Source organism: Saccharopolyspora gloriosae (assembly GCF_014203325.1).
GTDB classification, from domain to species: domain Bacteria; phylum Actinomycetota; class Actinomycetes; order Mycobacteriales; family Pseudonocardiaceae; genus Saccharopolyspora_C; species Saccharopolyspora_C gloriosae.
Genome location: NZ_JACHIV010000001.1, coordinates 4196988 through 4219042, shown reverse-complemented (window position 1 = coordinate 4219042; position 22055 = coordinate 4196988). Strand labels below are relative to the sequence as shown.

General features: G+C 71.7%; 23 protein-coding genes. 11 read left to right on the top strand and 12 right to left on the bottom strand.

What is annotated here, in order from left to right; translation table 11 throughout:
- Positions 1-82: 82 nt before the first annotated feature.
- The 6 genes from BJ969_RS31035 (at position 83) to BJ969_RS31030 (ending at position 3945) form a co-directional block, all read left to right on the top strand.
- Entirely contained in the window at positions 83-157 is a 75-nt protein-coding gene (locus tag BJ969_RS31035; protein ID WP_425503608.1) for a putative leader peptide, read from the top strand.
- Positions 158-395: 238 nt separating this feature from the next.
- Entirely contained in the window at positions 396-1562 is a 1167-nt protein-coding gene (locus BJ969_RS18580) for an LLM class flavin-dependent oxidoreductase (protein WP_184480439.1), read from the top strand.
- A gap of 731 nt (positions 1563-2293) precedes the next feature.
- Complete coding sequence (locus BJ969_RS18575; RefSeq protein WP_184480437.1) at positions 2294-3148, top strand: helix-turn-helix domain-containing protein; 855 nt, start codon at positions 2294-2296, stop codon at positions 3146-3148.
- An 11-nt stretch (positions 3149-3159) separates the two neighbouring features.
- Positions 3160-3351, top strand: a complete 192-nt coding sequence (locus tag BJ969_RS18570; protein WP_184480435.1) for a DUF397 domain-containing protein — start codon at positions 3160-3162, stop codon at positions 3349-3351.
- Between the two features lie 137 nt (positions 3352-3488).
- On the top strand, positions 3489-3704 hold the full coding sequence (locus BJ969_RS18565) for a hypothetical protein (protein ID WP_184480433.1): 216 nt from the start codon (positions 3489-3491) through the stop codon (positions 3702-3704).
- Between the two features lie 52 nt (positions 3705-3756).
- Positions 3757-3945 (top strand): DUF397 domain-containing protein, encoded by a 189-nt coding sequence (locus BJ969_RS31030; protein WP_184480418.1) that lies wholly within the window; start codon positions 3757-3759, stop codon positions 3943-3945.
- A 54-nt stretch (positions 3946-3999) separates the two neighbouring features.
- Here the strand turns inward: BJ969_RS31030 and BJ969_RS18555 are convergent, their stop codons facing one another.
- Positions 4000-5325 carry an MFS transporter gene (locus BJ969_RS18555; RefSeq protein ID WP_184480416.1) on the bottom strand — a complete coding sequence of 442 codons (1326 nt, stop codon included), beginning with the start codon at positions 5323-5325 and terminating at the stop codon, positions 4000-4002.
- A gap of 173 nt (positions 5326-5498) precedes the next feature.
- Positions 5499-5576, bottom strand: a complete 78-nt coding sequence (locus tag BJ969_RS31025; RefSeq protein WP_416309417.1) for a putative leader peptide — start codon at positions 5574-5576, stop codon at positions 5499-5501.
- A gap of 356 nt (positions 5577-5932) precedes the next feature.
- On the opposite strand from BJ969_RS31025, the gene BJ969_RS18550 reads away from it, so the two are divergent.
- The gene (locus tag BJ969_RS18550; RefSeq protein WP_246458307.1) at positions 5933-7198 is read left to right on the top strand and encodes an MFS transporter; all 1266 of its coding nucleotides are present in this window, start codon (positions 5933-5935) and stop codon (positions 7196-7198) included.
- A 69-nt stretch (positions 7199-7267) separates the two neighbouring features.
- Here the strand turns inward: BJ969_RS18550 and BJ969_RS18545 are convergent, their stop codons facing one another.
- Entirely contained in the window at positions 7268-8203 is a 936-nt protein-coding gene (locus BJ969_RS18545; RefSeq protein ID WP_184480412.1) for a cupin domain-containing protein, read from the bottom strand.
- Between the two features lie 80 nt (positions 8204-8283).
- Here BJ969_RS18545 and BJ969_RS18540 point away from each other — a divergent pair, with 80 nt between their 5' ends.
- On the top strand, positions 8284-9279 hold the full coding sequence (locus tag BJ969_RS18540; protein ID WP_184480410.1) for a zinc-dependent alcohol dehydrogenase family protein: 996 nt from the start codon (positions 8284-8286) through the stop codon (positions 9277-9279).
- A gap of 103 nt (positions 9280-9382) precedes the next feature.
- On the opposite strand, the gene BJ969_RS18535 is transcribed toward BJ969_RS18540, so the two are convergent.
- Both BJ969_RS18535 and BJ969_RS18530 read right to left on the bottom strand, forming a co-directional pair.
- Complete coding sequence (locus tag BJ969_RS18535; protein WP_184480408.1) at positions 9383-9859, bottom strand: SixA phosphatase family protein; 477 nt, start codon at positions 9857-9859, stop codon at positions 9383-9385.
- Positions 9860-10117: 258 nt separating this feature from the next.
- Positions 10118-11134 carry an NAD(P)-dependent alcohol dehydrogenase gene (locus tag BJ969_RS18530; RefSeq protein ID WP_184480406.1) on the bottom strand — a complete coding sequence of 339 codons (1017 nt, stop codon included), beginning with the start codon at positions 11132-11134 and terminating at the stop codon, positions 10118-10120.
- Positions 11135-11228: 94 nt separating this feature from the next.
- On the opposite strand from BJ969_RS18530, the gene BJ969_RS18525 reads away from it, so the two are divergent.
- The gene (locus tag BJ969_RS18525; RefSeq protein WP_184480404.1) at positions 11229-11807 is read left to right on the top strand and encodes a TetR family transcriptional regulator; all 579 of its coding nucleotides are present in this window, start codon (positions 11229-11231) and stop codon (positions 11805-11807) included.
- A 77-nt stretch (positions 11808-11884) separates the two neighbouring features.
- Here the strand turns inward: BJ969_RS18525 and BJ969_RS18520 are convergent, their stop codons facing one another.
- From BJ969_RS18520 to BJ969_RS18495, 6 genes are all read right to left on the bottom strand, one after another.
- Positions 11885-13108, bottom strand: coding sequence for a cytochrome P450 family protein (locus BJ969_RS18520; protein WP_184480402.1), 1224 nt, complete (start codon positions 13106-13108; stop codon positions 11885-11887).
- On the bottom strand, positions 13084-14340 hold the full coding sequence (locus BJ969_RS18515) for a cytochrome P450 family protein (RefSeq protein WP_184480400.1): 1257 nt from the start codon (positions 14338-14340) through the stop codon (positions 13084-13086). Before BJ969_RS18515 ends, BJ969_RS18520 begins: the two co-directional genes overlap by 25 nt.
- Positions 14341-14424: 84 nt before the next feature.
- The gene (locus tag BJ969_RS18510; protein WP_184480398.1) at positions 14425-15057 is read right to left on the bottom strand and encodes a GTP-binding protein; all 633 of its coding nucleotides are present in this window, start codon (positions 15055-15057) and stop codon (positions 14425-14427) included.
- Positions 15026-15394, bottom strand: coding sequence for a DUF742 domain-containing protein (locus BJ969_RS18505; protein WP_184480396.1), 369 nt, complete (start codon positions 15392-15394; stop codon positions 15026-15028). Before BJ969_RS18505 ends, BJ969_RS18510 begins: the two co-directional genes overlap by 32 nt.
- Complete coding sequence (locus BJ969_RS18500; RefSeq protein WP_184480394.1) at positions 15391-15816, bottom strand: roadblock/LC7 domain-containing protein; 426 nt, start codon at positions 15814-15816, stop codon at positions 15391-15393. The genes BJ969_RS18505 and BJ969_RS18500 overlap by 4 nt, the downstream gene beginning before the upstream one ends.
- Complete coding sequence (locus BJ969_RS18495) at positions 15813-17156, bottom strand: ATP-binding protein (protein WP_184480392.1); 1344 nt, start codon at positions 17154-17156, stop codon at positions 15813-15815. Before BJ969_RS18495 ends, BJ969_RS18500 begins: the two co-directional genes overlap by 4 nt.
- A gap of 386 nt (positions 17157-17542) precedes the next feature.
- On the opposite strand from BJ969_RS18495, the gene BJ969_RS18490 reads away from it, so the two are divergent.
- The gene (locus BJ969_RS18490; RefSeq protein ID WP_184480390.1) at positions 17543-18271 is read left to right on the top strand and encodes a phosphatase PAP2 family protein; all 729 of its coding nucleotides are present in this window, start codon (positions 17543-17545) and stop codon (positions 18269-18271) included.
- Positions 18272-18291: 20 nt separating this feature from the next.
- On the opposite strand, the gene BJ969_RS18485 is transcribed toward BJ969_RS18490, so the two are convergent.
- Complete coding sequence (locus BJ969_RS18485; RefSeq protein WP_184480388.1) at positions 18292-19263, bottom strand: TIGR03557 family F420-dependent LLM class oxidoreductase; 972 nt, start codon at positions 19261-19263, stop codon at positions 18292-18294.
- 358 nt (positions 19264-19621) lie between these two features.
- Here BJ969_RS18485 and BJ969_RS18480 point away from each other — a divergent pair, with 358 nt between their 5' ends.
- Positions 19622-21988 carry a xanthine dehydrogenase family protein molybdopterin-binding subunit gene (locus BJ969_RS18480; protein WP_184480386.1) on the top strand — a complete coding sequence of 789 codons (2367 nt, stop codon included), beginning with the start codon at positions 19622-19624 and terminating at the stop codon, positions 21986-21988.
- Positions 21989-22055: the final 67 nt, after the last annotated feature.

Sequence of the window (22055 nt, the reverse complement as noted above, 5' to 3'; positions counted from 1 at the left end):
CACCCGACCACCGGCCAAGCCCTCGCGGACCCCCGCAAGAACTCACATTGACAGTGGTGGGGGGCTTTGTTCGGATGGACGGGTGTTGTTGCCGCTGCTGACCCGACGTCGCCACGTTGATCTCGTGCGCGTCGCGGCGCAGCGCTGTCGCCGCTGACGTTCGGCCCCGCAGAGGCCCGTCCGCGACCTCTTGGCTTCCTGACCGCCTGAGCCCGATCGGTGGCGGTCGACCCGCCCGCGTTCGGCTGCGGACCCGCTCCGCGGATTCGCCTGCCCGCGAGGAGATCCGGCCTCGCGGCAGGCCGGCGGATCGATTCGCGCCGCGAGGTCGCGACCTCGCCGCACTCCGGCTCCACTGCCCGCTCGTTCCCCCACCCACACCTCGGAGACGTCTGATGTCGCTCACGTTCCACTGGTTCCTGCCCACCTACGGCGACAGCCGCTACCTCGTCGGCGGTGGTCACGGCGTCGCGACTTCGACCGCGGCGGGTGCTCGCCCTGCGACGTTGCAGTACCTGGGCCAGATCGCGCGCAGCGCCGAGCAGCTCGGTTTCGAGGGGGCGCTGACGCCGACGGGCGCGTGGTGCGAGGACGCGTGGCTGTCCACGGCGATGCTCGCCGAGTCGACGGAGCGGCTGAAGTTCCTCGTCGCGTTCCGCCCGGGTCTGCTGTCGCCGACGCTGGGCGCGCAGATGGCCGCGACGTTCCAGCGGCACTCGGGCAAGCGGTTGCTGCTCAACGTGGTCACCGGTGGGGAGAGCCACGAGCAGCGCGCCTACGGCGACTTCCTGGACAAGGAGGGCCGGTACGCGCGTTGCGACGAGTTCCTGCACGTGGTGCGCGCGTTGTGGCGCGGTGAGCGCGTCGACTTCAGCGGCGATCACGTGCGCGTGGAGGGCGCGGAGCTGACCCGCACGCCGGACCCGGTGCCGGACATCTACTTCGGCGGATCTTCCCCCGCGGCCGGGAACGTGGCCGCGAAGCACTCCGACGTGTACCTGACGTGGGGCGAGCCGCCCGCGAAGGTCGCCGAGAAGATCGCGTGGATCAAGTCGCTGGCCGCCGAGCAGGGCCGCACGCCGCGCTTCGGCATCCGGTTGCACGTGATCAGCCGGGACACCTCGGAGCAGGCGTGGGCGGAGGCGCGGCGGCTGCTGGACGCCATCGACCCGAAGACGATCGAGCAGGTGCAGAGCGGCCTGAACCGCAGCGAATCCGAGGGCCAGCGCCGGATGTTGGACCTGCACGGCGGTTCCACGGCGGACCTGGAGATCTACCCGAACCTGTGGGCGGGTGTCGGTCTGGTGCGCGGCGGTGCCGGGACGGCGCTGGTCGGCAGTCATGAGGAGGTCGCCGCGCGCATCGAGGAGTACGCCGCGCTGGGCTTGGACGAGTTCGTGCTCTCCGGCCACCCGCACTTGGAGGAGGCGTACTGGTTCGGCGAGGGCGTGCTGCCGATCCTGGAGCGCAAGGGCTTGTGGAGCCACCCCGGAAACCCGGAGCAGCCCGCGGGCCAGAGCATCCCGTTCGCCGGTGCCCCGGAGCCCGCCGCCGCGTCCTGAGCTCCTGAGGGGGAACCGGTCCGCACCCGGTGTGAGTTCGGGTGCGGACCGGAGATCCCGCCGCTGCGCTGCCGTTCCGGGGCAGCGTCGGCGCGGAAGCGGCGGGACCGGTTCCGCCCGGCCCGTGTCGGGGGCGGGACCGGGCGGGTTCCCGGCTCGCTCGGAGGAGGCGGGGGAGTGCCACGAGCCGGGAGTTCTTCGCGCCGTGGCGCGGAATTCAAGCGACGAAGATCGGCAGCGCACCCGTCGCGGACGGGCAGAGCGCGCGACCTAGGTGCCCCGCGTTCGGGCGGCTCCGGCGCAGGTGCGCCGGGCCGTGTACGAGGTGCCCGCAGACGCAGCGCAGCGGCCCTCGATGAGTCCGCTGGAGACGATGCCACCGTCCGTCGGTGGGCCCGCAGGCCCACGGGGTGCCGGTTTCGCGGATGATCCGGAGCAGCGCGAGCGATCGCGGCGGTAGCGCGACTCCCTCGCACAGTCCAGGCCGGAAGCCGCACCGCGGGTGGCAGCTCTGCGAATCACCTGTCCGCACAACGCTTTCCGGCTCGTGCCGGTTTCGATCACGTGGACCACGCCGTCCGGCGCGGTGGATGAGTACCAGCTCACCCATGCCCACCTCCTCGCACTCTCGGTAGCGACTCTTAAACTCTGCGTATCGGCTAGTGGTTTGCAAGCTAGCGGCTAGTCGCTAGCCTCGGTACCCCCCTGATCGGGCGAAAGTGGAGTGGCGCATGTCGAACGCAAGGCAGATCACGCTGGGCAAGCTGATCCGCGATCTGCGGAAGTCGGCGAAGGTGACGGTGCAGCAGGCCGCCACCCACCTGGACTGCTCGGTCGCGAAGATCGGCCATTGGGAGCGCGGTCTTTACAAGACGAACCGCAGCGAGCTGGCGGATCTGCTCGTCATGTACGGCGTTGACGAAGAGACGCGGGACCGCGCCGAAAATCTGCGGCGCGAGGCGGCGAAAACTCAGAAGGACTCGGAATGGTGGGACCCGTTCGACCTGCCGAAGTGGTTTTCGCCGTTCATCGGGCTCGAACAGGAAGCGATCGAGGTGTTCACGTTCGAGCTCGGGATCATTCCTGGGCTGCTGCAAACGCGCGATTATGCCCGCGAGATCCACAAGGCCGGGCGGATGACGTTCGGCGAGGGGCAGATCGAGGACTTGGTGGAGCTGAGGGCGCGGCGGCAGGAGCGGCTGTCCGGAGATGATCCGCTCGTGGTGCGGGCGGTGATCGCAGAGGAAGCGCTGCATCGGTTGTGGGGCAACGCCGGCGTGATGGGCCAGCAGCTGGACGCCCTGTTGGAGCACGCGGAGCGGGACAACGTCGTCATTCGGGTGCTGCCGTTCGAGGCCGGTGCTCACCTGAGTCCGCAGGGCTCGTTCGCGGTGCTCCGGTTCCCGGCGAACACGGCTGACATGGCATTCATCGACACTCCGTTGAGCGGTCGAATCGTGGACAATTCAAGGGACACGTCAGAACTGTCCAGGATGTTCAGCGAATTGCAGCATTCCGCATTGGATGTTGATCAATCATTGGAGCTCGTGCGTACACTGTCTGATGAGTTTCATCGCCGTCAGTGAGGAGCCGGGGCATGTCTGACACGGAGTGGAAGAAGTCGTCGCGAAGTGCGCAGGCGAGCAACTGCGTGGAAACCGCCGAACGGGGTGGGTTCCCGGTAATCCGTGACTCCAAGGATCCGGCGGGACCGTGGCTTCGGTTGTCGGATGGGGCATTCGGCCGATTCATCCAGGGGATCAAGCTGGGCGAGTATGCCGACCGTTGAGTGGCGAAGCGCGCCGCCCCCGGTTGTCGGGGCGGCGCGTCGTCGCTCGCCCCACGGCTAGCAAGCTAGTCGCTACTGATACTCTCCGTGATATAAGGTCACATAAAGTGATTACCACGGGTGAGAAGGGTCGTGCGATGGCGACGTTGCCGTGTGTGTGGCACTACGAGGAGGCGCACGACCTCACGTTCCGCTGGGGGCGCAAGGACGGCTACATCGCGGTCCTCAGCGGTGATCGCACCTACGAGCACCACGACCACGGCCTGGTCGCCCGCGTCCCGGTCAGCGCCGGGTGGGTCAGCGGCGAGGACATCAAGCTCCGCGCTCGCCGCTGGATCCGGACGAACCGCTGAGCTGCCCCTGTCAGAAGGCTGCGTTAGTTCGAGTGATCGAAAGGAGGCGTGGATGTCCGGATACAACTGGAAAAAATCGTCGCGTTCGACCCAAGGTGGCCAATGCGTGCAGACATCAGGGGCACGTGGCGCCGCTCTGATCAGAGATTCCAAGCTGGGGGACCGCTCTCCGATCTTGAGGGTATCTCCCGCCGTGTTTGGTCGGTTCGTGCAAGCCATCAGGACTGATCGCTTCGAGTGATCACGGAGAAGCGGTTGCTCGGCCCCTGCTTTCGCGACTGGGGGCCGAGCCGCGTCAGCTCGTGGTGTCGAAGTGCAGGTCGTCGCGGCGGATGAGCAGGCTCGCGACGGTGCCGATGACACCGGTGAGCACCAGGTAGCCGCAGGCCAGCCACGGCGAACCGCCACCGGCCGCGAGCAGCGCCGTCACGATCAGCGGCGTCAGGCCGGACGCGTAGATGCCGGAGAACTGGTAGATGAACGACATCCCCGTGTAGCGCAGCCGCACCGGCGAGAGCTGCGCGTACAACGTGCCCTGCGGCGCGTAGATCACCGAGTGGACCACGCCGAGCACCAGCACGATGACCAACCCGGTCAGCAGCGGGCTCCGCGTCTGGAACGCGAGGAACGCCGGGTACACCGACAGCGCGAACAGCGCCGAGCCCAGCGCGTAGAGCGTGCGCGGCGAATGCCGGTCGCCGAGCCGCCCCACGACGGGGATCAGCACCGCCAGCACCAGGGCCGCCGCCATCACGCCGACCAGCACGTCGTTGCGCGGCAGGCCGAGCGTGCCGGTGGCGTAGGTCAGGAAGAACACCGCCCACGTGTTGAACGCGGCGCCCTCCGACCAGCGCGACAGCAACCCGAGCAGCGTGTTGCGGCGGTTCACGCGGTCCCGGAACAGCTCCAGGAACGGGATGCGCGCGGTGCCCTGCAACGCCCGCATCTGCTGGAACGCCGGGGTTTCCGCGACGCGCAGCCGGATCACCAGGCCGACGATCACCAGCACCAGGCTCAGCCCGAACGCGATCCGCCAGCCGTAGCCGAGGAACTGCTCGTCGTCGAGCACGTTGCCCAGCAGCGCGAACAACCCGGTGCCCAGCCCGAGCCCGACCGCGAGGCCGACCTGCGGCCACGAGCCGTACAGCGAGCGCTTGCCCGGCGGCGCGTACTCGACGGCCATCAGCACCGCCCCGGCCCACTCGCCGCCGATCGCGAGACCCTGGAACAGCCGCAGCAGCACCAGCAGCAGCGGAGCCCACATGCCGACCTGCTCGTAGGTGGGCAGCGCGCCCATCGCGGCCGTCGCCAGGCCCATCACGATCATCGTGGTGACCAGCGTGCGCTTGCGGCCGATGCGGTCGCCGATGTGGCCGAACAGGATGCCGCCCAGCGGCCGGGCGACGAAGCCGACGAAGAACGTGGTGAACGCCAGCATCGTGCCGACCGTCGGATCGGCCGTGGGGAAGAACAGCTTGTCGAACACCAGGCTGGCGGCGGTGCTGTAGAGGAAGAAGTCGTACCACTCGACCGTCGTGCCGATCAGGCTGGACGTGATGACGGTGCGGACGTTCTTCTCCGACGAGCCGTGCTCGGCCGGCTCGGTCGTGGCGGTGCTCATGGGGCGGGCTCCTGGCTGCGGCGGAACCGCGCGGCGCGCGGCGCGAACGGCACCCGCCGGGGCGGCGATCCGGGAACGCGGAGGTGGCCGGATCGTGGGCCGCGGTCAGCGCGGGACGCGGCGGCGGCTCGGATCGCGGTGATCGGAGTCGATCGGCGGGTGCGAGGGGACGGTCAGGAGCGTGGACAGCTCGCCGACGTCACCCGCAGCAGATCCACGTGGTGACGCGTCGTGAGCAGAACCGTTCGCACGCGACGACGCTAGGAACGCGACCGGTCGCTGTCAACAACTCCGTGTCGGCCACCACGGGCTGGGCCGCCGATTCGTCCACAGTGGACGCCTACTGTGGCGGATTGCACGTTCCGCGGCGGTAACTTCCCGCGTCGGTTGCGCGACGATGAGTGTGGTACTGAACGCGCGGAAGGGGTTCGACGTGGCTGCCGACCGACCGGAGAGTCGGGAAACGGACAATCGTGATCACAGCGGCGGCGCGCCGCCACCGGTCACCCGAACCGTCGCCACCTCGGCCGGCACCGGCCCGCCGCCCGGTTCCGCTCCACCCGGCTCCGCCCCGCCCGGCTCCGGCTCCGGGCAGCGGCAGGCGTGGCTGATCTGGGGCGCCGCCGTCGTCACCTACCTCGCGGCGGTGTTCCACCGGGGCACGCTCGGCGTCGCCGGTCCGCTCGCCATCGAGCGCTTCGAGGTCGGACCCGCCGCGCTGAGCGCGTTCACCGTGCTGCAGGTCGGCATCTACGCCGCCATGCAGATCCCCACCGGGCTGCTGGTGGACCGCTTCGGCTCGCGGCGCATCCTCACCGCGGCCGTGCTGCTGCTGGGCTGCGGGCAGCTGCTGTTCGCGCTCGCCACGTCCTACCCGATGGGGCTGCTGGCGCGCGGCGTGCTCGGCGTCGGTGACGCGCTGACCTGGGTGAGCATCCTGCGGCTGGTCGCGACCCGGTTCTCCGCGCGGCAGTACGCGCTGGTCGCCACCTTCTCCGCCGCGCTGGGCGCGCTCGGTGGTGTGGCGGCCACGTTCCCGCTGACGGCGCTGCTCGGCGCGCTCGGCTGGACCTGGACCTTCCTGCTGGTCGGCGGGATCACCGCGGCCTACGCGGCGGTGACCGCCGGGGTGGTCCGCGACGTTCCCGGCACCACCTCGCGCGGGGAGGACGCGAGCGACATCCTGCGGAAGGTGCGCTCGGCGTGGGCGATCCCCGGCACGCGGCTGGCGTTCTGGGCGCACTTCGGCACGATGTTCGTGCCCAACGCGCTGAGCCTGCTGTGGGGCTACCCGTACCTCGTCGAAGGCGTCGGCGTGCCCCCGGCGACCGCGAGCGTCGTGCTCAGCCTGCTGATCATCGGGCAGGTCGCGGGCGGGCCGCTGGTCGGCGCGATCATCGGGCGGTTCCCGGCGTGCCGGATGCCGATCGTGCTCGGCTACCTCGGCGGCAACGGGCTGGCGTGGCTGGTGCTGCTGAGCTTCGCGCGGCCACCGCTGGCCGTGGTGTGCGCGGCGTTCCTCGTGTTCGCGATGGGCGGTCCCGTCTCCAGCATCGCGTTCGCGCTGGTGCGCGACTACAACCCGATCAGCCAGGTCGGCACCGCCACCGGCATCGCCAACGTCGGCGGGCACAGCGCCACCGCGCTGAGCGTGCTGTCGGTGGGCGTGGTGCTGGAACTCGTCGGCGGCTACCGCGTGGCGCTGCTGGCGCTCGTGGCCGTCCTGCTGCTGAGCGCGTTCCGCACCGCCGTGTGGTGGCGCCGCACCCGCGCGGCCGTGCTCACCGCGCAGGACCGCGGCGAACCCGTCCCCGTCCTGGTCCGCCGACGCCGCTGGGACCTCGCCGAAGCGGAGCCGGCTCCGGCGACGTGAGGAGCTCGTTTCCGGACGCGTCGGGCGGCGGAACCCCGGCGGCGTGCCCGAACGCGCGGCGGTGACCGGTCAGCCGCCGCCGCGCCGGGCGTTGCCGTCGGCCAGCCGCCGCCAGGCGCCGGGAGAAACACCTTCCCTGCGCAGGAACGTGCGGCTCAGGGCCGTGCCGGTGTGGTAGCCGACGCGGACGGCGACCTCCTGCACGCTCAACGAGGTCTCCCGCAGCAACGTCTTCGCCCGGTACATGCGCCAGGACGTGAGGTAGCCCAGCGGCGTGTCCCCGGCCTTCTCCTTGAACAGGGCGGCGAACGCCGAACGGGACATCCCGGCCGTCCGGGCCAGCGCGTCGACCGTCCACGGGTGGGCCAGGTCCGCGTGCAACTCCCGCATCGCGGTGGCCAGCCACGGGTCGCGGAGCGCGGCGATCCAGCCGATGGTGCCGCCGCCGACGTCCGCGCAGCACGCTCGCACCGCCTGGACGAACAGCGCGTCCGAGAGGCGGCTCGTCACGAAGCCCGCTCCCAGGCCGTCCGCCGCGGACTCCTGCGCGATGAGGTCGAACGTGGCGCGCAGCAGCCGCCCGGAGCCGGTGCCCAGGTTCAGCCGGAACAACGGTGGCAGCAGTGCGAACAGGGCGTCCGCGGCGACCGCGTCGAAGGTGAAGCGGCTGGAGACGATCTCGGTCGGCTCGCCGTCACCGCCTGCTTCGGCCGTGCCCCCGGGGTCGTGCACGGTCATGCCGTCGCAGTCGACGAGCTCGCGGCCGAGCTCGTCCTGCAGCGCGAACTCCACGCCGGCCCGGACCAGGAAGCAGTCGCCCGCGGTCAAGTGCTGCGGTTCGCCCAGCTCGGCGGCGGTGAGCCAGCACGATCCGCTGGAGACCAGCAACAGCCGGGCGAGGTGCCGGGCGGGGAACGCGATGCCCCACGGCGCGCGGGCGGTGATCCGCACGTACCGCGAGCTCTCGATCTTCATCGTGGTGAGGAGATCGTCGACCGGATCCACCGCGCTCCTCTGGACGATGCGCACTAAAAACTGGACCTGAGGATACAACTCGTCCTAGGCGCCCGGCTTACGGTGGAGCGATGAGAGCTACTGACACGCGGATGTTCGAAGTCAGCGACGACGGCCCGGTCGTCCCCGCCGAGCGGCCGGTGCCCGTTCCCGCTGCGGGCGAAGTGCTCGTGCGGGTCCGCGCCCGCTCGCTCAACGCCCGGGACCTGCCCATCGTCGGCCGCCGCTACTCGGTCGCCGTGCCGCCGGGGCGGATACCGCTGTCCGACGGCGCGGGCACCGTGGAAGCCGTCGGCGAAGGCGTCAGCCGGTTCCAGGTCGGTGATCGCGTCATGAGCACCTTCCACCCGAACCACCTCTACGGCCCGCTGCCCGGGTGGGGCGAGCTGTACGGGGTGCAGCGCGACGGCTGGCTCACCGAGCACATCGCCGTCGGCGAGCACAGCGTCGTCGCGGTACCGGAGCACCTGTCCTTCGCGGAAGCGGCCACGCTGCCGTGCGCCGCGCTCACGGCGTGGTCGGCGCTGTCCGGGATCGGCGCGGGGGACTCGGTGCTGCTGCAGGGATCGGGCGGCGTGTCCGTGTTCGCGCTCCAGTTCGCCCGCCTGGCCGGTGCGCGGGTGCTGGTCACCACGTCCAGCGCGGAGAAGGGCCGGCGCCTGCGGGAGCTCGGGGCGTCGGAGGTCGTCGACCGCACCGCGACGCCGGAGTGGGGCGACCAGGTGCGGGAGCTGACCGGCGGCGGCGTCGATCGCGTCGTGGACATCGGCGGAGCCGGGACGATCGCCGGGTCGATCGCCGCCCTGGCCCAGGGCGGAACGATCTCCCTCGTCGGCAACCTCGGCTCGGGCGGCGGCATGGATCTGACGCGGTTCCTGAGCCGCGGCGCCACGCTCCGCGCGATCACCGTCGGCAACCGGAGCGACTTCGAGCGGATGAACCGGGTCATCGGCCTGCACCAGGTGCGGCCCGTGATCGACCGGATCTTCCCGTTCGAGGAGTCCCCGGCCGCGTTCTCCCACTTCGAGCACGGATCGCGGCTGGGCAAGGTCGTCATCGGCGACTGATCCCGCGGCTCCGCGAACGCGTGGTGCCGTAGGGGAGCGCGGACCGCGCGCTCCGAGTCGCGACCCGCTTCACCAGCGGTGATGCCGTCGACGCGTCCGCGAGTCAGCCGCGCGGTGTGGCGGTCTCGTCCAGCTTGGCCCAGCCGGGCTCGACCTGGGACCACGAGCCGGTGCCGCTGAGCACCGCGATCTCCGCCGTCTTGAGCTCGTGCGGGGTGCCGGTGAGGACGGCGACCAAGTCCTCCAAGCCGGGGTTGTGGCCCACGAGCAGCGCGGTCTCCGCCTCGTCGGGGAGCTCGTTGAGCACCGCGATCAGCTCACCGGCGGTGGCGCCGTAGAGGCGTTTGTCGTGCCGGGTCTCGGCCTTGCCGGTCACGTCCGCGATCAGCTGCCACGTGCGACGCGCCCGCTTCGCGGGGGAGCACAGCGCGAAACCGATGTCGGGCACCCGCTCGGCCAGCCACCTCCCCGCTTCCGGAGCGTCCCGTTCGCCACGTTCGGTGAGCGGGCGTTCGAAGTCGTCGACGTCGTCCGGCCACGCCGACTTCGCGTGCCTGCACACCACCAGAGTGCGTGTCATCGCCACCGTTCCTCATCGTCGTACCGCCCAGGGTAGTCGGCGGGAACGCCGTTCGGCGCGCGTCTTTGATCTTGTTCGGTGCAGAGCCGGGCGTCCCAGGCCCGAGCTCGGCGCCTTTCGGGAGCGGCCAGGCGCTTGCGCGGCGCGGATCTCAGCCGGTGGCGAGGCCGGACCGGGAGGCGAACGCGTGCCGCCTCCCGGTCGCCGCCGGCATCCGCGACGCGCCGCGCTGACCACGCGGGGCGTCGGCTGCCGGGATCAGAGTTCGAGGACCACCCGGTAGCGCGCGGCACCTCGCCGGACGCGGTCGAGCGCCTGCTCGACGTCGCTGATCGGGAACGTCTCGACGGCGGCCGTGATCCCGTGACGAGCGGCGAATTCGAGCATCTGCCGGTTGCGCGTCGGTGATGCTGTCACGCCGCCCGCGATCCTCTTCTCCTCCGGGAGCAGGCTCATGGTGGCGGCGGCGATCGGGCCGGGCGGGACCCCGACGACGCACAACGTGCCCCGCGGTCGCAGGACACCGAGGTAGTCGTCCCACGGCAGGTCCGCCGAGACGGTCGAGAGCACGAAGTCGAACGAGTTCGCGGCTTCGCGCAGGGCGCCTTCCTCGCTGGTGGCGATGAAGTCCGTCGCGCCGAACCGGCGGGCGTCCTGCTCCTTGTCCGGGGTGGTCGAGATGGCGGTGACCGCACATCCCCACTTCGCCAGGAACTGGACGGCCAGGTGGCCCAGGCCGCCGATGCCGACGACCGCCACCCGGTCGATCGGCCGCACGTCGTTGTCCACGAGCGGGTTGAACACGGTCGAACCCGCGCACAGCAGCGGCGCGGCGTCCGCGGACGAGATCGCGTCCGGGAGGGGGCAGACGAACCGCCAGTCGCTCGCGCGCACGTGATCGGCGAATCCGCCCCGGTCGCCGCGCAGGACCATGTTGTCCTTGTGCGGGCACAGGTTGTGCCGCCCGCTCATGCACCACTGGCAGCGGAAGCAGGAGCCGGCGGTGGCGCCCACGCCGACGCGCTGCCCGATCGGCAGCAGGTCCTGGTCGACCGCGTCGCCGACGGCCGCCACGATCCCGACCGCCTCGTGCCCGGCGACGACGGGGTAGCGGGAGACGCCGAACTCGTCATCGATCATGCCGACGTCGGTGTGGCACACCCCGCAGTGCGTCACCCGCACGTCGACCTCGTTGTGCCCCAGCGGTTCCGCTTCGTACTCGTGGGCGCGCAGCCGCCCGCCCGCTTCGTCCGCCGCGTACGCGTGAACCCTCATGTGGTCGCTCCTGAGTAAACAAACTAGTTGGTTACTTCAATGTAGCCGGACATGCGGCCGTGTCAAACAATCCGGTTGGTTTAATCTGCCCCGCATGAGGGACGGACAAGCGACGCGACGCCGCCTGCTCGACGCGGCCACCGCGGAGTTCGCCGCGCACGGGATCGCCGGGGCACGGGTGGACCGGATCTCCGCCGCCGCCAAGGCGAACAAGGCGCAGCTCTACGCCTACTTCGGCGACAAGGACCGCCTGTTCGACGCCGTCTTCCAGGAGCACTCGGACGCGATCACGGACGCGGTACCGATCACCGCCGAAGACCTGCCCGGTTACGCGGCCCGCCTCTACGACGCCTGCGTCGCGCGGCCCGAACTGGTCCGGCTCGCGACCTGGGCGCGACTGGAACGGGTCCCGGCGGGCGAACTCGTCGCGGACAAGAGCGAGAAGTCCGAGCTGAAGCGGCGGTCCATCGCCGACGCCCAGCGCAGCGGGCACGTCGACCCGGACTTCGAACCCGGCGAAGTGCTCGCCATGGTCAGCACCATGGCGCTCGCCTGGTCGCCGGCGAGCCTGTTCCACGCCGCCACCGCCGACGACCCCGAACCCGAGCACGAGCAGCGCCGCCGGTTCCTCGCCGAAGCGGTTCGCCGCGCGTTCGCACCGCCGCCGCGCTGATCAAGGCCCGACGGACCGGACCTCCCGCGAGAACTCGCGTCCAGCGCGCGGAAAGTCCGGTCCGGCCGGAGTCGAGGTCAGGCCGTGAGGCGGACCGGCAGCCGCTGCGGGCCGTTGGAGATGAACGACTCCGAGGACTCCAGCTCCCCGGCCGACACCGCCAGCTCCAGCTCGGGGAAGCGGGCGAACAGCGCGGGCAGCGCGATGTGCGCCTCCAGCCTGGCCAGCGCCGCGCCCAGGCAGAAGTGCGGGCCGAATCCGAACGCCAGGTGATCCCGCGCGCCGCGGCCCGCGTCGAACACGTCCGGCTCGTCGTAGTGGCCCGGGTCGCGGTTCGCCGCCGCGTAGGAGGCCAGGATCGCGTCGCCCTCGGCGATGACCGTGCCGTCGGCGAGCTTGATCTCGGTGGTGGCGAACCGCAGCGGCACGTTCGCCAGCGCCGGTTGCCAGCGCAACGTCTCCTCCACGACGTCGTCCCAGCTCAGATCACCCGCGTTCAGCGCGGCGCGCTGGTGCGGATGCGTCGTGAGCGCCACGACCGCCTGGCCCAGCAGGTTCACCGTGGTCTCGTGCCCGGCGCCGATCATCAGGATCAGCGTGTCGGCGAGCTCCCGTTCGCTGAGCCGGTTCTCCTCGTCGTCGCGGGCCGCGAGCAGGCCACTGGTGAGGTCGTCGCCGGGGTTGCGGCGCTTCGACTCGATCAGGTCGGCGAGGAACCGCCCCATCTGCGCCGCCGTGGCCGCCGTCTCCTCCGGAGTGGCCGAAGTGCGGAACACCTCGTCGACGATGTGGCGCAGCGTCCCGCGCAGCTCCGCGGGCACGCCGAACAGGTCGGTGATCACCGCGATCGGCAGCGGGTACGTGAACGCCGCCCGCAGGTCCACCTCGCCGGACTCGGTCGCGAGCTCGTCGAGCAGCTCCGCGGTGATCTGCTCGATGCGCGGGCGCAGCGCCTCCACCCGGCGCGGGGTGAACGCCTTCGACACCAGGCCGCGCAGCCGGGTGTGCTCGGCGCCGAACGCGGTGAACATGTTGTCCACGCCCACCCAGGAGATCAGCGGCCAATCGCCCGGAACCTCGCCGTTGATCCACGCGGGCCAGTGCTGCCGGGGGTCTTTGGACACCCGAGGATCCGCGAGCAGCCCGCGCAGCTCGCCGTGATCCGTGACCACCCACGCCGGTACGTCACCGGGCAGCGTCACCAGGGCCGCGGCGCCGTGCGCGCGCAGTCGGTCGGCCTCTCCGTGCACATCGGCGCCGGCCGGATCGAGAGCGGCTACCGGGCACTGCGATGGGGGCATTCGGATCCTCCTGTGGCGGGTTCGGCGAGAGTGGTCACCGCTGGGAAGCGCACCGGGAGGGCGGTCAACGCCCGGTGGAAGGGACCCGGCCGCCACTGCAGCGGTTGCTGATCATCCAGCTCGACTTCGGGAACGTAGTCCAAAAGCGTTTCCAGCGCCACGGTCGCGATCAAGCGCGCGGGCCTGCTCGCCGGGCAGGTGTGCGCGCCCGCGCTGAACGCCAAGTGCGCCCGGTTGCCTGCGGGAACCTGGCCACCGGGGTGCAGCGACGGGTCCGTGTTGATCGCCGCCATCGAGATCACCACCGGCTCGTCCGCGGCCAGCGCGACCTGGCCGAGGTGCAGCGCGTGCCGCGGGTACGTGATCGCGTAGTTCGTCAGCGGCGTGAACCGCCACAGCACGTCGTCGAGCGCCTCGTCCAGCGCGACGCTGCCGGTGGCCACCGCATCCGCCACCCGGTGCTCGGTCAGCAGCAGGTACAGCGCGTTCGCGATCCAGTTGCCCAGCGGCTCCGCACCCGCGCCCATCGTGATGATCAGCTGGTGCACCAGCTCGTCGTCGTCGAGCCCGTGCGGGTGCTCGATCATCCGGGTCGTGACGTCGTCGCCGGGGTTTGCGCGCTTGTAGCGGACCAGGTCCGCGACGCTCGTCTCCAAGTACTGGTTCGCCAGCTGGGGGTCGGTGCCGTCCCACAGCGCGGCGATCGCGGCGACCATGTCCTGCGCGATCTCCGCCGGGCAGCCGAACATCTGCTGCAGCACCAGCAGCGGCAGCTGCGCCGCGTACTCGCCGAGCAGGTCCGCGTGGCCGCGGCCGGTGAAGCCCTGGATCAGGTTGATCGCGCTGGACTGCACGAACCGCCGCAGCTGGGCCGGTTTCACCGCGGTGAGGCTGTTCTCCACCGGCGGGCGCAGCCGCGCGTGCCGCTCGCCGTCGGCGTAGAGCGTGTTCGGCCGCCACGACATCATCGGCAGCACCGGGGTGTCCGGGGGAGCGGTGTCCTGCCAGCGGCGGGAGTCCTTCACGAACACGTGCGGGCTGCGCAGCACCTGCAGCGCCGTGTCGTAGTCCACGACGAGCATCGCGGGCACGTCCGGCGCCAGCAGCACCGGCACGATCGGGCCCCGCGCCCGCAGCCGCGAGTACACCTCCTCCGGGCGGGCGGTGAACTCCTCGCCGTAGAGCGGGACGCGGGACTGCTGATCGGGGTGGCCGGGGGAAAGGGCGGTCATGGTGGCTCCGTGCTCAGGACTGGGTGGAGGGGAGGATCGCGGTGCGGGCGGACGGGTGCACCGGCGCGGCGCGCGCGGCGCCCGTCACAGCCGCACCGTCGGATCCGCCGCGTGCCTGCCCGTCGACGAGGCGGCGACCACGTGCTCGACGAGTTCGACCAGGACCCGCGCGCAGGACGCCTGATCCCTGGCGTCGCAGACGGCGACGGGCGTGTCCGGATCCGGATCGAGCGCTTCCCGCAGCTCCGCGACCGAATGCCGCGGCGCGTCGTCGAACACGTTCACCGCGATCGCGTACGGCACCCCGAGCTCCTCGACGCGGTCCATCACCTCGAACGAATCCGCCAGCCGCCGCGTGTCCGCGAGCACCAGCGCGCCCAGCGAGTTGTTCGCCAACGTCCGCCACAAGTACGCGAACCGCTGCTGACCGGGCGTGCCGAACAGGTACAGCACCAGCCGGTCGTTGAGCGTGCGGCGCCCGAAGTCCAGCGCCACCGTCGTCGTCGACTTCGCGGGGGTGTGGCGCAGGTCGTCGACGCCCTCGCTGGCCGAGGTCAGCGACTCCTCGGTGTGCAGCGGCGCGATCTCCGACATGGTGTCGACGAACGTGGTCTTGCCGACCCCGGCCGGGCCGACGATCAGGATCTTCGCCGATCGCCGCACCGTCGGGGCCACGTAGGCCGTCTCAGGCGGAGGTGTCCAGGCGGCGGAGTCCATTGAGCACCTCCTCCAGCAGGTCGGGGCTGGGGACGGACGACGGGCGCTCCGCCGACGCCGGAACCAGGTAGCCCTCATCGATCAGGTCGGACACCACGACCAGCGCGACCGTCAGCGGCAGCTCGGCGTGCGCGGCGATCTCGGCGACCGCCAGCGCACCGCCCTGGGCCACCTGCACGATCCGGCGGCGATCCGGATCGAGCTCCGACATCGTGCCGCGCGCCGCGGCCCGCACCAGCGCCGCGGGCTCCATCTGGTGCTGCGCCCGCGCGCGGCCCCGGGTGAGCACGTAGGACCGCACCAGGTCCGACTCCCGCCGGTGCGGGCCGGGGCTCACGTCGGCCGCCTGGCGGCGGTGCGCGCAGCCGTGCCCATCTCTTGCCCGAGGCGCTTGGCCGTCACCTGCATTTCCGTCGACGCCACTCCCAGATCGGCGTCGGCATCGGTCACCAGGACCAGGTACGACTCCTCGCCGAACGGTTGCAGCAGCTGGTACCCCTGCGCGTGCTGCACCAGCACCTGTTCGAAACCGCTGGTGGGGTAGCCCAGCGGTTCCATCCCGTGCCGGGCGCAGGCCTGCAGCGGCGAACTGACCGCCGCCCAGCGCTCGGCATCGGCCTGGTCGAGCCCGTTGTTCTTGACCAGGAGCATCCCGTCACCGGACACCGCGATCGCCGCCCGGATCCCGGAGTGCTCGACGAGGTCGTCGAGCACCCAGCTCCGGTCGGGCTTCGGCGCCGTCGGGGCCGTCTCGGTCATGCGTCTGCATCCCTTCTGGAAGTGGAGCCGTCCGCCGCGTCCGACTGCTCGGACTCGGACAACGCCTGTGCGGCGGCGGAGAATTCGGCGGCCGAGTTCGCGCCCGTCGCGCGCTGCAGGCCGCGCAGGCTCTGCGACGCGTCCGCCGTGCGCCGCTGCGCTCCGTCCGCGATGGCCTGCACCGGGGCGGCGCCGTCGGGCGCGGACAGGTCGCCGGAGCGGGTCATGGTGCGGCGCGGGCGCTTGGGCAGGCCGGACGCGGTCGTGGCCGGTTCGGGTTCGGGCTGGCGGTGGCGCGGTGCGGGCTCGGCCGGTTCGGCGATCGGATCGCCGAACGTCACGGGTTCGGCGGGCTCGCCGGTGGAGGGCTCCGCGGCCGAGGACGCGATGGCGGCGGGCGCGGGCTGCGGGTTCAGCGTGGTCAGCAGGTTGTGCGGGACCAGCAGCACCGCGCGCAGCCCGCCGCGGCTGGAGGCCGCGTCCAGCCGCACCGTGAAGCCGTAGCTCGCGGCCAGCACGCTGCACCCGGCCAGTCCGGTGCGCGGCGGGTTGCCCAGTTCGGTCAGCTCGATCTCGGTGGCGCCGCGGGAGAGCACGGCGTTCGCCTGGTTCAACGCGTCCGGCGGCATGCCCACGCCGCCGTCGTGGATCTCCAGCGACACCCCGTGGTACTCGGCGGTGATCATCACGTCCACCGGCGCGGTGGGCGGCGAGGAGCGGGTCGCGTTGTCCAGCAGCTCGGCCAGCGCCGCGCTCAGCGGCTCCACGACCCGGCCCAGCACCGCCGTCGTCGTGTCCCGGGTGGACAGCCGCACCCGCTCGTAGTCGTGGATGCGCGACTGCGCGGCGCCCACCAGCCGCGCCATCAGCTGCGGGCTGCGCTGCTGGCCGGGCGGCGAGCCGCAGAGCACCGTCACCAGCTGCGCCCGCCGCTGGGCCTGGGCCAGCAGGTGGTCGATCGGGAGCAGGTCCTCCAGAACGTCCGGGCCGTGGGAGCGCTGCATCTCGTGCAGCCGTCCCGCCGCGTTGTTCGTCAACGCCAGGATGCGGCGCATCGTGCCGCCGAGCGCTTCCTGCGCTCCCTGCACGACCTCGCGCCGGTAGGCCTCATCCGGCTCGACGGTGAGCGGCGCGTCCAGCACCGGAGCGGGCGCCGGCTCCGGGGGGAGCTGCGGCTGCACCGGCTCGATCGGGGCCGGTGGTTCGAGGGCGGCCAGCGACCACTGCTCGATCTCCTTGTGCTGTTGGCGCAACCGAGCGCTCAACAACGCCACCGCGGCCCCGAGCAGCACCACCAGGATCACCAGGCCGCCGAGTATCCACCCTGTCGTTTGTTGCATCGCGTCCTCACCCATCCCGCGCCAGCGCGCGGGTCCTCGGCCGTACCAAGCCGGCACGTGGCACTGCCGCACGCAGCGCCACGGCGCACGCGGGCCACCGTAGCGAATCTTGATCACTTTGCGTACGGTTGGCCGTTTTTGAGCGGCACGGCGGGAAAATTGTGATAGGTGATACTCCGGGCGGCGGATGGGGATATTGCGCGGAATGCGCATCTCTGATCTCGGAGCGGGGTGCGTCCGGCCCGAGGCGAGACCGGAGGCACCGGTGCCGCGGGACCACCGAGAGCAGTGCGCATCCGGCGTGGGTGACGGCATCGGCGCAGGTCCGCGAGTTCCGGTGGAGCCGGTCCCGGGACCGGTGGGTTGATCTTCATATGATGTTGTGAATGTCGACACCCGTTGTTCAGCCGCTGTTAGCCGGGCGCTCCGAACCGAATCCGTACGTCCCCGACGTCAGCACCGACTGGTACCGCGGCATCGCCGGGGCCGGTGCGGCGAGCCCGGAGTGGTTCCAGGTGTTCAGCGAGGTGTTCACCGAGGGCGCGATCATCGCCTTCTTGCTGATCTTCGGCTACCTGTTCTGGCGAGCCCGGCGCGATGATCATGAGATCATGGCCCGCGCCGCGCTGCTCGCGCCGGTCACGGTGCTGGCCTACGGGACCAGCGAGATCGTCAAGTCCTTCATCCAGGAGGACCGCCCGTGCCGCGCGGTCGCGCGCATGAGCACCATCGCCACCTGCCCCGAGTTCGGCGACTGGTCGTTCCCCAGCAACCACTCCACGATCGCCGCCGCGGCCGCCGTCGTCGTCCTCTGCGCCCGCCCGTCCTGGGGCTGGTTCGCGGTGACCCTCGGGCTGCTGACCGGGCTGTCGCGGGTGTTCGTCGGCGTGCACTACCCGCACGACGTGCTGGTCGGCCTGTCGCTGGGCGCGCTCGTCGCGGCGCTGCTGCCGTGGCTGGCCGGGCTGATCGTCCCCGTCGTGGAACGGGCCCGGCTGCTGCCCGCCGGGGCGTTCGTCTTCGGCCCCGGCCCGGAGCTCGCCCGCGAGGACGAAACCGTGCAACTGCCCGCCGTGGACGACTCGACCGTGCAGTTCCCCGCCGTGCGCCGCTGACCCGCGTGGCGGCGGTGCCGTCAGCCGAGCTTGGCGCGGATCGCGGGCAGCAGCTCGCCGCGCGCGAACTCGAAGAAGCCGTCCTGGTGGTCGTCGCCGCCGACCTGCACCAGCGCGACGTCGGTGAACCCGCAATCCCGGAACGAGGCCACCGCGTCCACGACGGGGTCCGCGTCCGGGCCGCACGGGATGTTCGCGGCCACGTCCTCCGGCCGCACGAACTGCGTCGCGCCCGCGAACCCGGCCGGGCCCGGCAGGTCCGCGTTGACCCGCCAGCCCCCGGCGAACCAGCGGAACTGCTCGTGCGCCCGCTTGATCGCCGCGTCCCGGTCCGGACCCCAGGACACCGGGAGCTGACCCACCTTGCGATCGCCGCCGCGCGCCGAATCCCAGGCCCGGCACAGCCGCTCATCGGGATCGGTGGAGATCATCGTCTCGGCCAGCGGCGCGAACCGGCGCACCGACTCCGGGCCGGAGACCGCGATCCCGATCGGCACCGGGCGGGACGGCACGTCCCACAACTTCGCCTGGTCCACCCGGAAGTGCCGCCCCACGCGGTCCACCTGCTCGCCGCCGAACAGCGCCCGGATGATCTCGACGGCCTCCTGGAGCATCTCGTGCCGCACGTGCACCGGCGGCCAGCCGCGGCCGACCACGTGCTCGTTGAGGTTCTCCCCGGCGCCCAGGCCCAACGTGAAGCGGTCCTGCGAGAGCAGCCCGATGGTCGCGGCCTTCTGCGCCACGACGGCCGGGTGGTAGCGCAGGATCGGTGCCGTCACGTACGTCATCAGCTCCACGCGCTCGGTCACCTGGGTGACCGCGCCCAGCACGCTCCAGGCGTAGGGGGAGTGCGCCTGGCTCTCCAGCCAGGGCGAGAAGTGGTCGCTCATCACGGCGAAGTCGAACCCGGCGGCCTCGGCGAGCGGAGCGTGCCGGACCAGCGCCCGCGGGCCGGATTGCTCGGTCATCAAGGTGTATCCGATCCGAACCATGCCCTCCAGGCTCGCAGCACGGCGCGGTGAACGCGCTCTGGCGACGGCCGGTGTTCTTGATCTCGGCTTGAGCGGTGGGTCGCTCAGCGGACCTCAGCGGCTTCCTCGCCGCCCGTTGCCGGTGTGATCGCGATTTCCGACGCAGGTCCCTACCCGGCGACATCGCTGTCCGCGCGAGGAAACCGCTGAAAATCCGCCGGTGCCGGCTCGCTCTGGCCGGTCACTGCTCAGCGGCTCCACCGCTGACAGGACGACGACCAACAACGCCGTCCACCCGGAAAGACAAGATCAAAGACACGCGGTGGCGGACTTCCCGCGCGCGGTGGGCGGCGGGCCCGCGCACCGCTAGGCTCGGATCATGGTCGGATCCCTGCTCGGCAACGAGGTCAACCGGGTCGAGGACCCCGAACTGCTGCGCGGTCGCGGCACGTACGTGGACGATCTCCCGCTGGACGGGGTGCTGCGCATCGGATTCGTGCGCTCGCCGCTGGCCCACGCCGAGATCACCTCCATCGACGTCGCCGAGGCCGCCGCCGCGCCGGGCGTCGTCGCCGCGTACACCGCCGCGGACCTGGACATGCCGGTCCTGACACCGTTCATCCCGCTCGGCGACTTCCCCCGCTACCCGCTGGCGAGCGACCGGGTGCGGTTCGTCGGCGACGCGGTCGCCATCGTCGTCGCCGACAGCGGCGCGGCCTTGGCGGACGGGCTGGAACTCGTCGACGTCGAGTACGAACCGCTGCCGGTCGAGGTCGACCCCGAACACGCCATGGACCCGGCATCCCCGCCGCAGTTCCCCGCGCACGGCTCGAACATCGCCGACGGCGCCCGCGACGCCGCGGGAGCCGACGTGCTCGCCGGGGCGGACGTCGTGGTCCGGGCCCGGATCGAGAACCAGCGCCTCGCCGTCGTCCCGATGGAGGGCAACGCGTTCGCCGTGGTGCCCGGCGGTCCCGACGAGGACTACGAGGTCACGGCCTACGCGTCCACCCAGATGCCGCACGCGCTGCGCAGCGGGCTCGCCGCGTCCTTCGGCTGGGACGCCGAACGCGTGCGGGTCATCGCCCCGCACGTCGGCGGCGCGTTCGGCGGGAAGGCCGGCGCCGCCGTGGAATACCTCGCCGCGGTCGCGGTGGCCCGCGAACTCGGCAGGCCCGTGAAGTGGATCGAGGGCCGCTCCGAGAACATGCAGACCATGCCGCACGGCCGGGCCCAGGTGCAGTTCGGCGAGCTCGGGCTCACCCGCGACGGGGACATCGTGGGGCTGCGGGCGCGGGTCATCGGCGACGCCGGCGCCTACGGCGGGTTCGGCGGCGCGCTCGCGCTCGGCCCGACCCGGCTGATGTCGCAAGGCGTGTACCGGATCCCGGCGTTGAGCTACGACGGCGTCGCGGTGCTCACCAACACCACTCCCGTCGGCGCGTTCCGCGGCGCCGGTCGGCCCGAGGCCGCGGCCATGCTGGAACGCCTCATCGACCTGGCCGCCGCCGAACTCGGCATCGACCCGGCGCAGCTGCGCAGGCGCAACTTCCTGCGGCCGGAGCAGTTCCCGCACACGACCCTCACCGGAGCGAGCTACGACAGCGGCGACTACGACCTGGCGCTGACCGAGGCGCTGCGCCTGGCCGGGTACGAGGAGCTGCGCGCCGAGCAGGCCCGCCGGCGAGCGGCGGGCGATCCGCTCGCGCTGGGCATCGGGATGAGCACCTACGTGGAGATCACCGGCGGTGGCGCGGGCGAGTTCGCCGCCGTAGAAGTGCACGAGGACGGCGCCACCATCAAGGTCGGCACCTCGGCGCACGGGCAGGGCCATGCCACGTCGTTCTCGATGATCGTCGCCGACCTGCTGGGCATCCCGATGGAGTCCGTCGAGTTCGTCCAGTCCGACACGGCCACCGTCCCGCGCGGCGGCGGCACCGGCGGCTCCCGGTCGTTGCAGGTCGGTGGCAGCGCCGTGCGCGCGGCGGCCGAGGTCGTGCTGCAGCGGGCGAGGGAACTCGCCGCCACGAAGCTGGAAGCAGCGCCCGAGGACATCGAGGTCACCGACGGCGGACTGGGCGTCGCCGGTGTTCCCAGCACCGTGCTGAGCTGGCCGGACCTGGTGCGGGCCGCCGCCGACGAAGGCGGTTCGCTGGCCGCCGACACCGACTTCGCGCCCGGCGGTGCCTCGTTCCCGTTCGGCGCCCACGTGTCCGTCGTGGAGATCGACACCGAGACCGGTTTCGTCACCCCGCTGCGGCACATCGCCGTCGACGACTGCGGCCGGATCGTCAACCCGACGATCGTGCGCGGCCAGCAGCACGGCGGCGCGGTCCAGGGCATCGCCCAGGCGCTGTGGGAGCACATGTCCTACGACGAGGACGGCAACCCGTCCACCGCGACGCTCGCCGACTACGCGATGCCCTCGGCGGCCGACGTGCCCGCGCTGGAGACGGCGAACACGGTGACCGAGAGCCCGCACAACCCGTTGGGCGCCAAGGGGATCGGCGAGTCCGCGACCGTCGGATCGACCCCCGCGGTGCAGAACGCGGTGGTCGACGCGCTCAGCCACCTCGGCGTCCGCCACATCGACATGCCCGCGACCCCGCAGCGCGTCTGGGAGACCATCCGCGACGCCCGAGCGGGCACCCTCGCCGACCCGTGGCGGGAACCTCCGGCCGCCTTCGCCGACCTCCCCGTGCGAGCAGCGGGAAAGCCGGACGACGCTGACGAAGCGGTGGTGTGATCCGGCGGATGCCGACGTGGCCCCGGCCGGATTCCCGGCGGCGGCCGGGGATGCACGGCCCGGCCGG

Excerpts from the sequence above, each read along its gene's own strand:
- BJ969_RS18580 (WP_184480439.1), top strand. The coding sequence starts at position 396 with ATGTCGCTCACGTTCCACTGGTTCCTGCCCACCTACGGCGACAGCCGC.
- BJ969_RS18575 (WP_184480437.1), top strand. The coding sequence starts at position 2,294 with ATGTCGAACGCAAGGCAGATCACGCTGGGCAAGCTGATCCGCGATCTG.
- BJ969_RS18570 (WP_184480435.1), top strand. The coding sequence starts at position 3,160 with ATGTCTGACACGGAGTGGAAGAAGTCGTCGCGAAGTGCGCAGGCGAGC.
- BJ969_RS18565 (WP_184480433.1), top strand. The coding sequence starts at position 3,489 with ATGGCGACGTTGCCGTGTGTGTGGCACTACGAGGAGGCGCACGACCTC.
- BJ969_RS31030 (WP_184480418.1), top strand. The coding sequence starts at position 3,757 with ATGTCCGGATACAACTGGAAAAAATCGTCGCGTTCGACCCAAGGTGGC.
- BJ969_RS18555 (WP_184480416.1), bottom strand. The coding sequence starts at position 5,325 with ATGAGCACCGCCACGACCGAGCCGGCCGAGCACGGCTCGTCGGAGAAG.
- BJ969_RS18540 (WP_184480410.1), top strand. The coding sequence starts at position 8,284 with ATGAGAGCTACTGACACGCGGATGTTCGAAGTCAGCGACGACGGCCCG.
- BJ969_RS18535 (WP_184480408.1), bottom strand. The coding sequence starts at position 9,859 with ATGACACGCACTCTGGTGGTGTGCAGGCACGCGAAGTCGGCGTGGCCG.
- BJ969_RS18530 (WP_184480406.1), bottom strand. The coding sequence starts at position 11,134 with ATGAGGGTTCACGCGTACGCGGCGGACGAAGCGGGCGGGCGGCTGCGC.
- BJ969_RS18525 (WP_184480404.1), top strand. The coding sequence starts at position 11,229 with ATGAGGGACGGACAAGCGACGCGACGCCGCCTGCTCGACGCGGCCACC.
- BJ969_RS18520 (WP_184480402.1), bottom strand. The coding sequence starts at position 13,108 with ATGCCCCCATCGCAGTGCCCGGTAGCCGCTCTCGATCCGGCCGGCGCC.
- BJ969_RS18515 (WP_184480400.1), bottom strand. The coding sequence starts at position 14,340 with ATGACCGCCCTTTCCCCCGGCCACCCCGATCAGCAGTCCCGCGTCCCG.
- BJ969_RS18510 (WP_184480398.1), bottom strand. The coding sequence starts at position 15,057 with ATGGACTCCGCCGCCTGGACACCTCCGCCTGAGACGGCCTACGTGGCC.
- BJ969_RS18500 (WP_184480394.1), bottom strand. The coding sequence starts at position 15,816 with ATGACCGAGACGGCCCCGACGGCGCCGAAGCCCGACCGGAGCTGGGTG.
- BJ969_RS18495 (WP_184480392.1), bottom strand. The coding sequence starts at position 17,156 with ATGCAACAAACGACAGGGTGGATACTCGGCGGCCTGGTGATCCTGGTG.
- BJ969_RS18490 (WP_184480390.1), top strand. The coding sequence starts at position 17,543 with ATGTCGACACCCGTTGTTCAGCCGCTGTTAGCCGGGCGCTCCGAACCG.
- BJ969_RS18485 (WP_184480388.1), bottom strand. The coding sequence starts at position 19,263 with ATGGTTCGGATCGGATACACCTTGATGACCGAGCAATCCGGCCCGCGG.
- BJ969_RS18480 (WP_184480386.1), top strand. The coding sequence starts at position 19,622 with ATGGTCGGATCCCTGCTCGGCAACGAGGTCAACCGGGTCGAGGACCCC.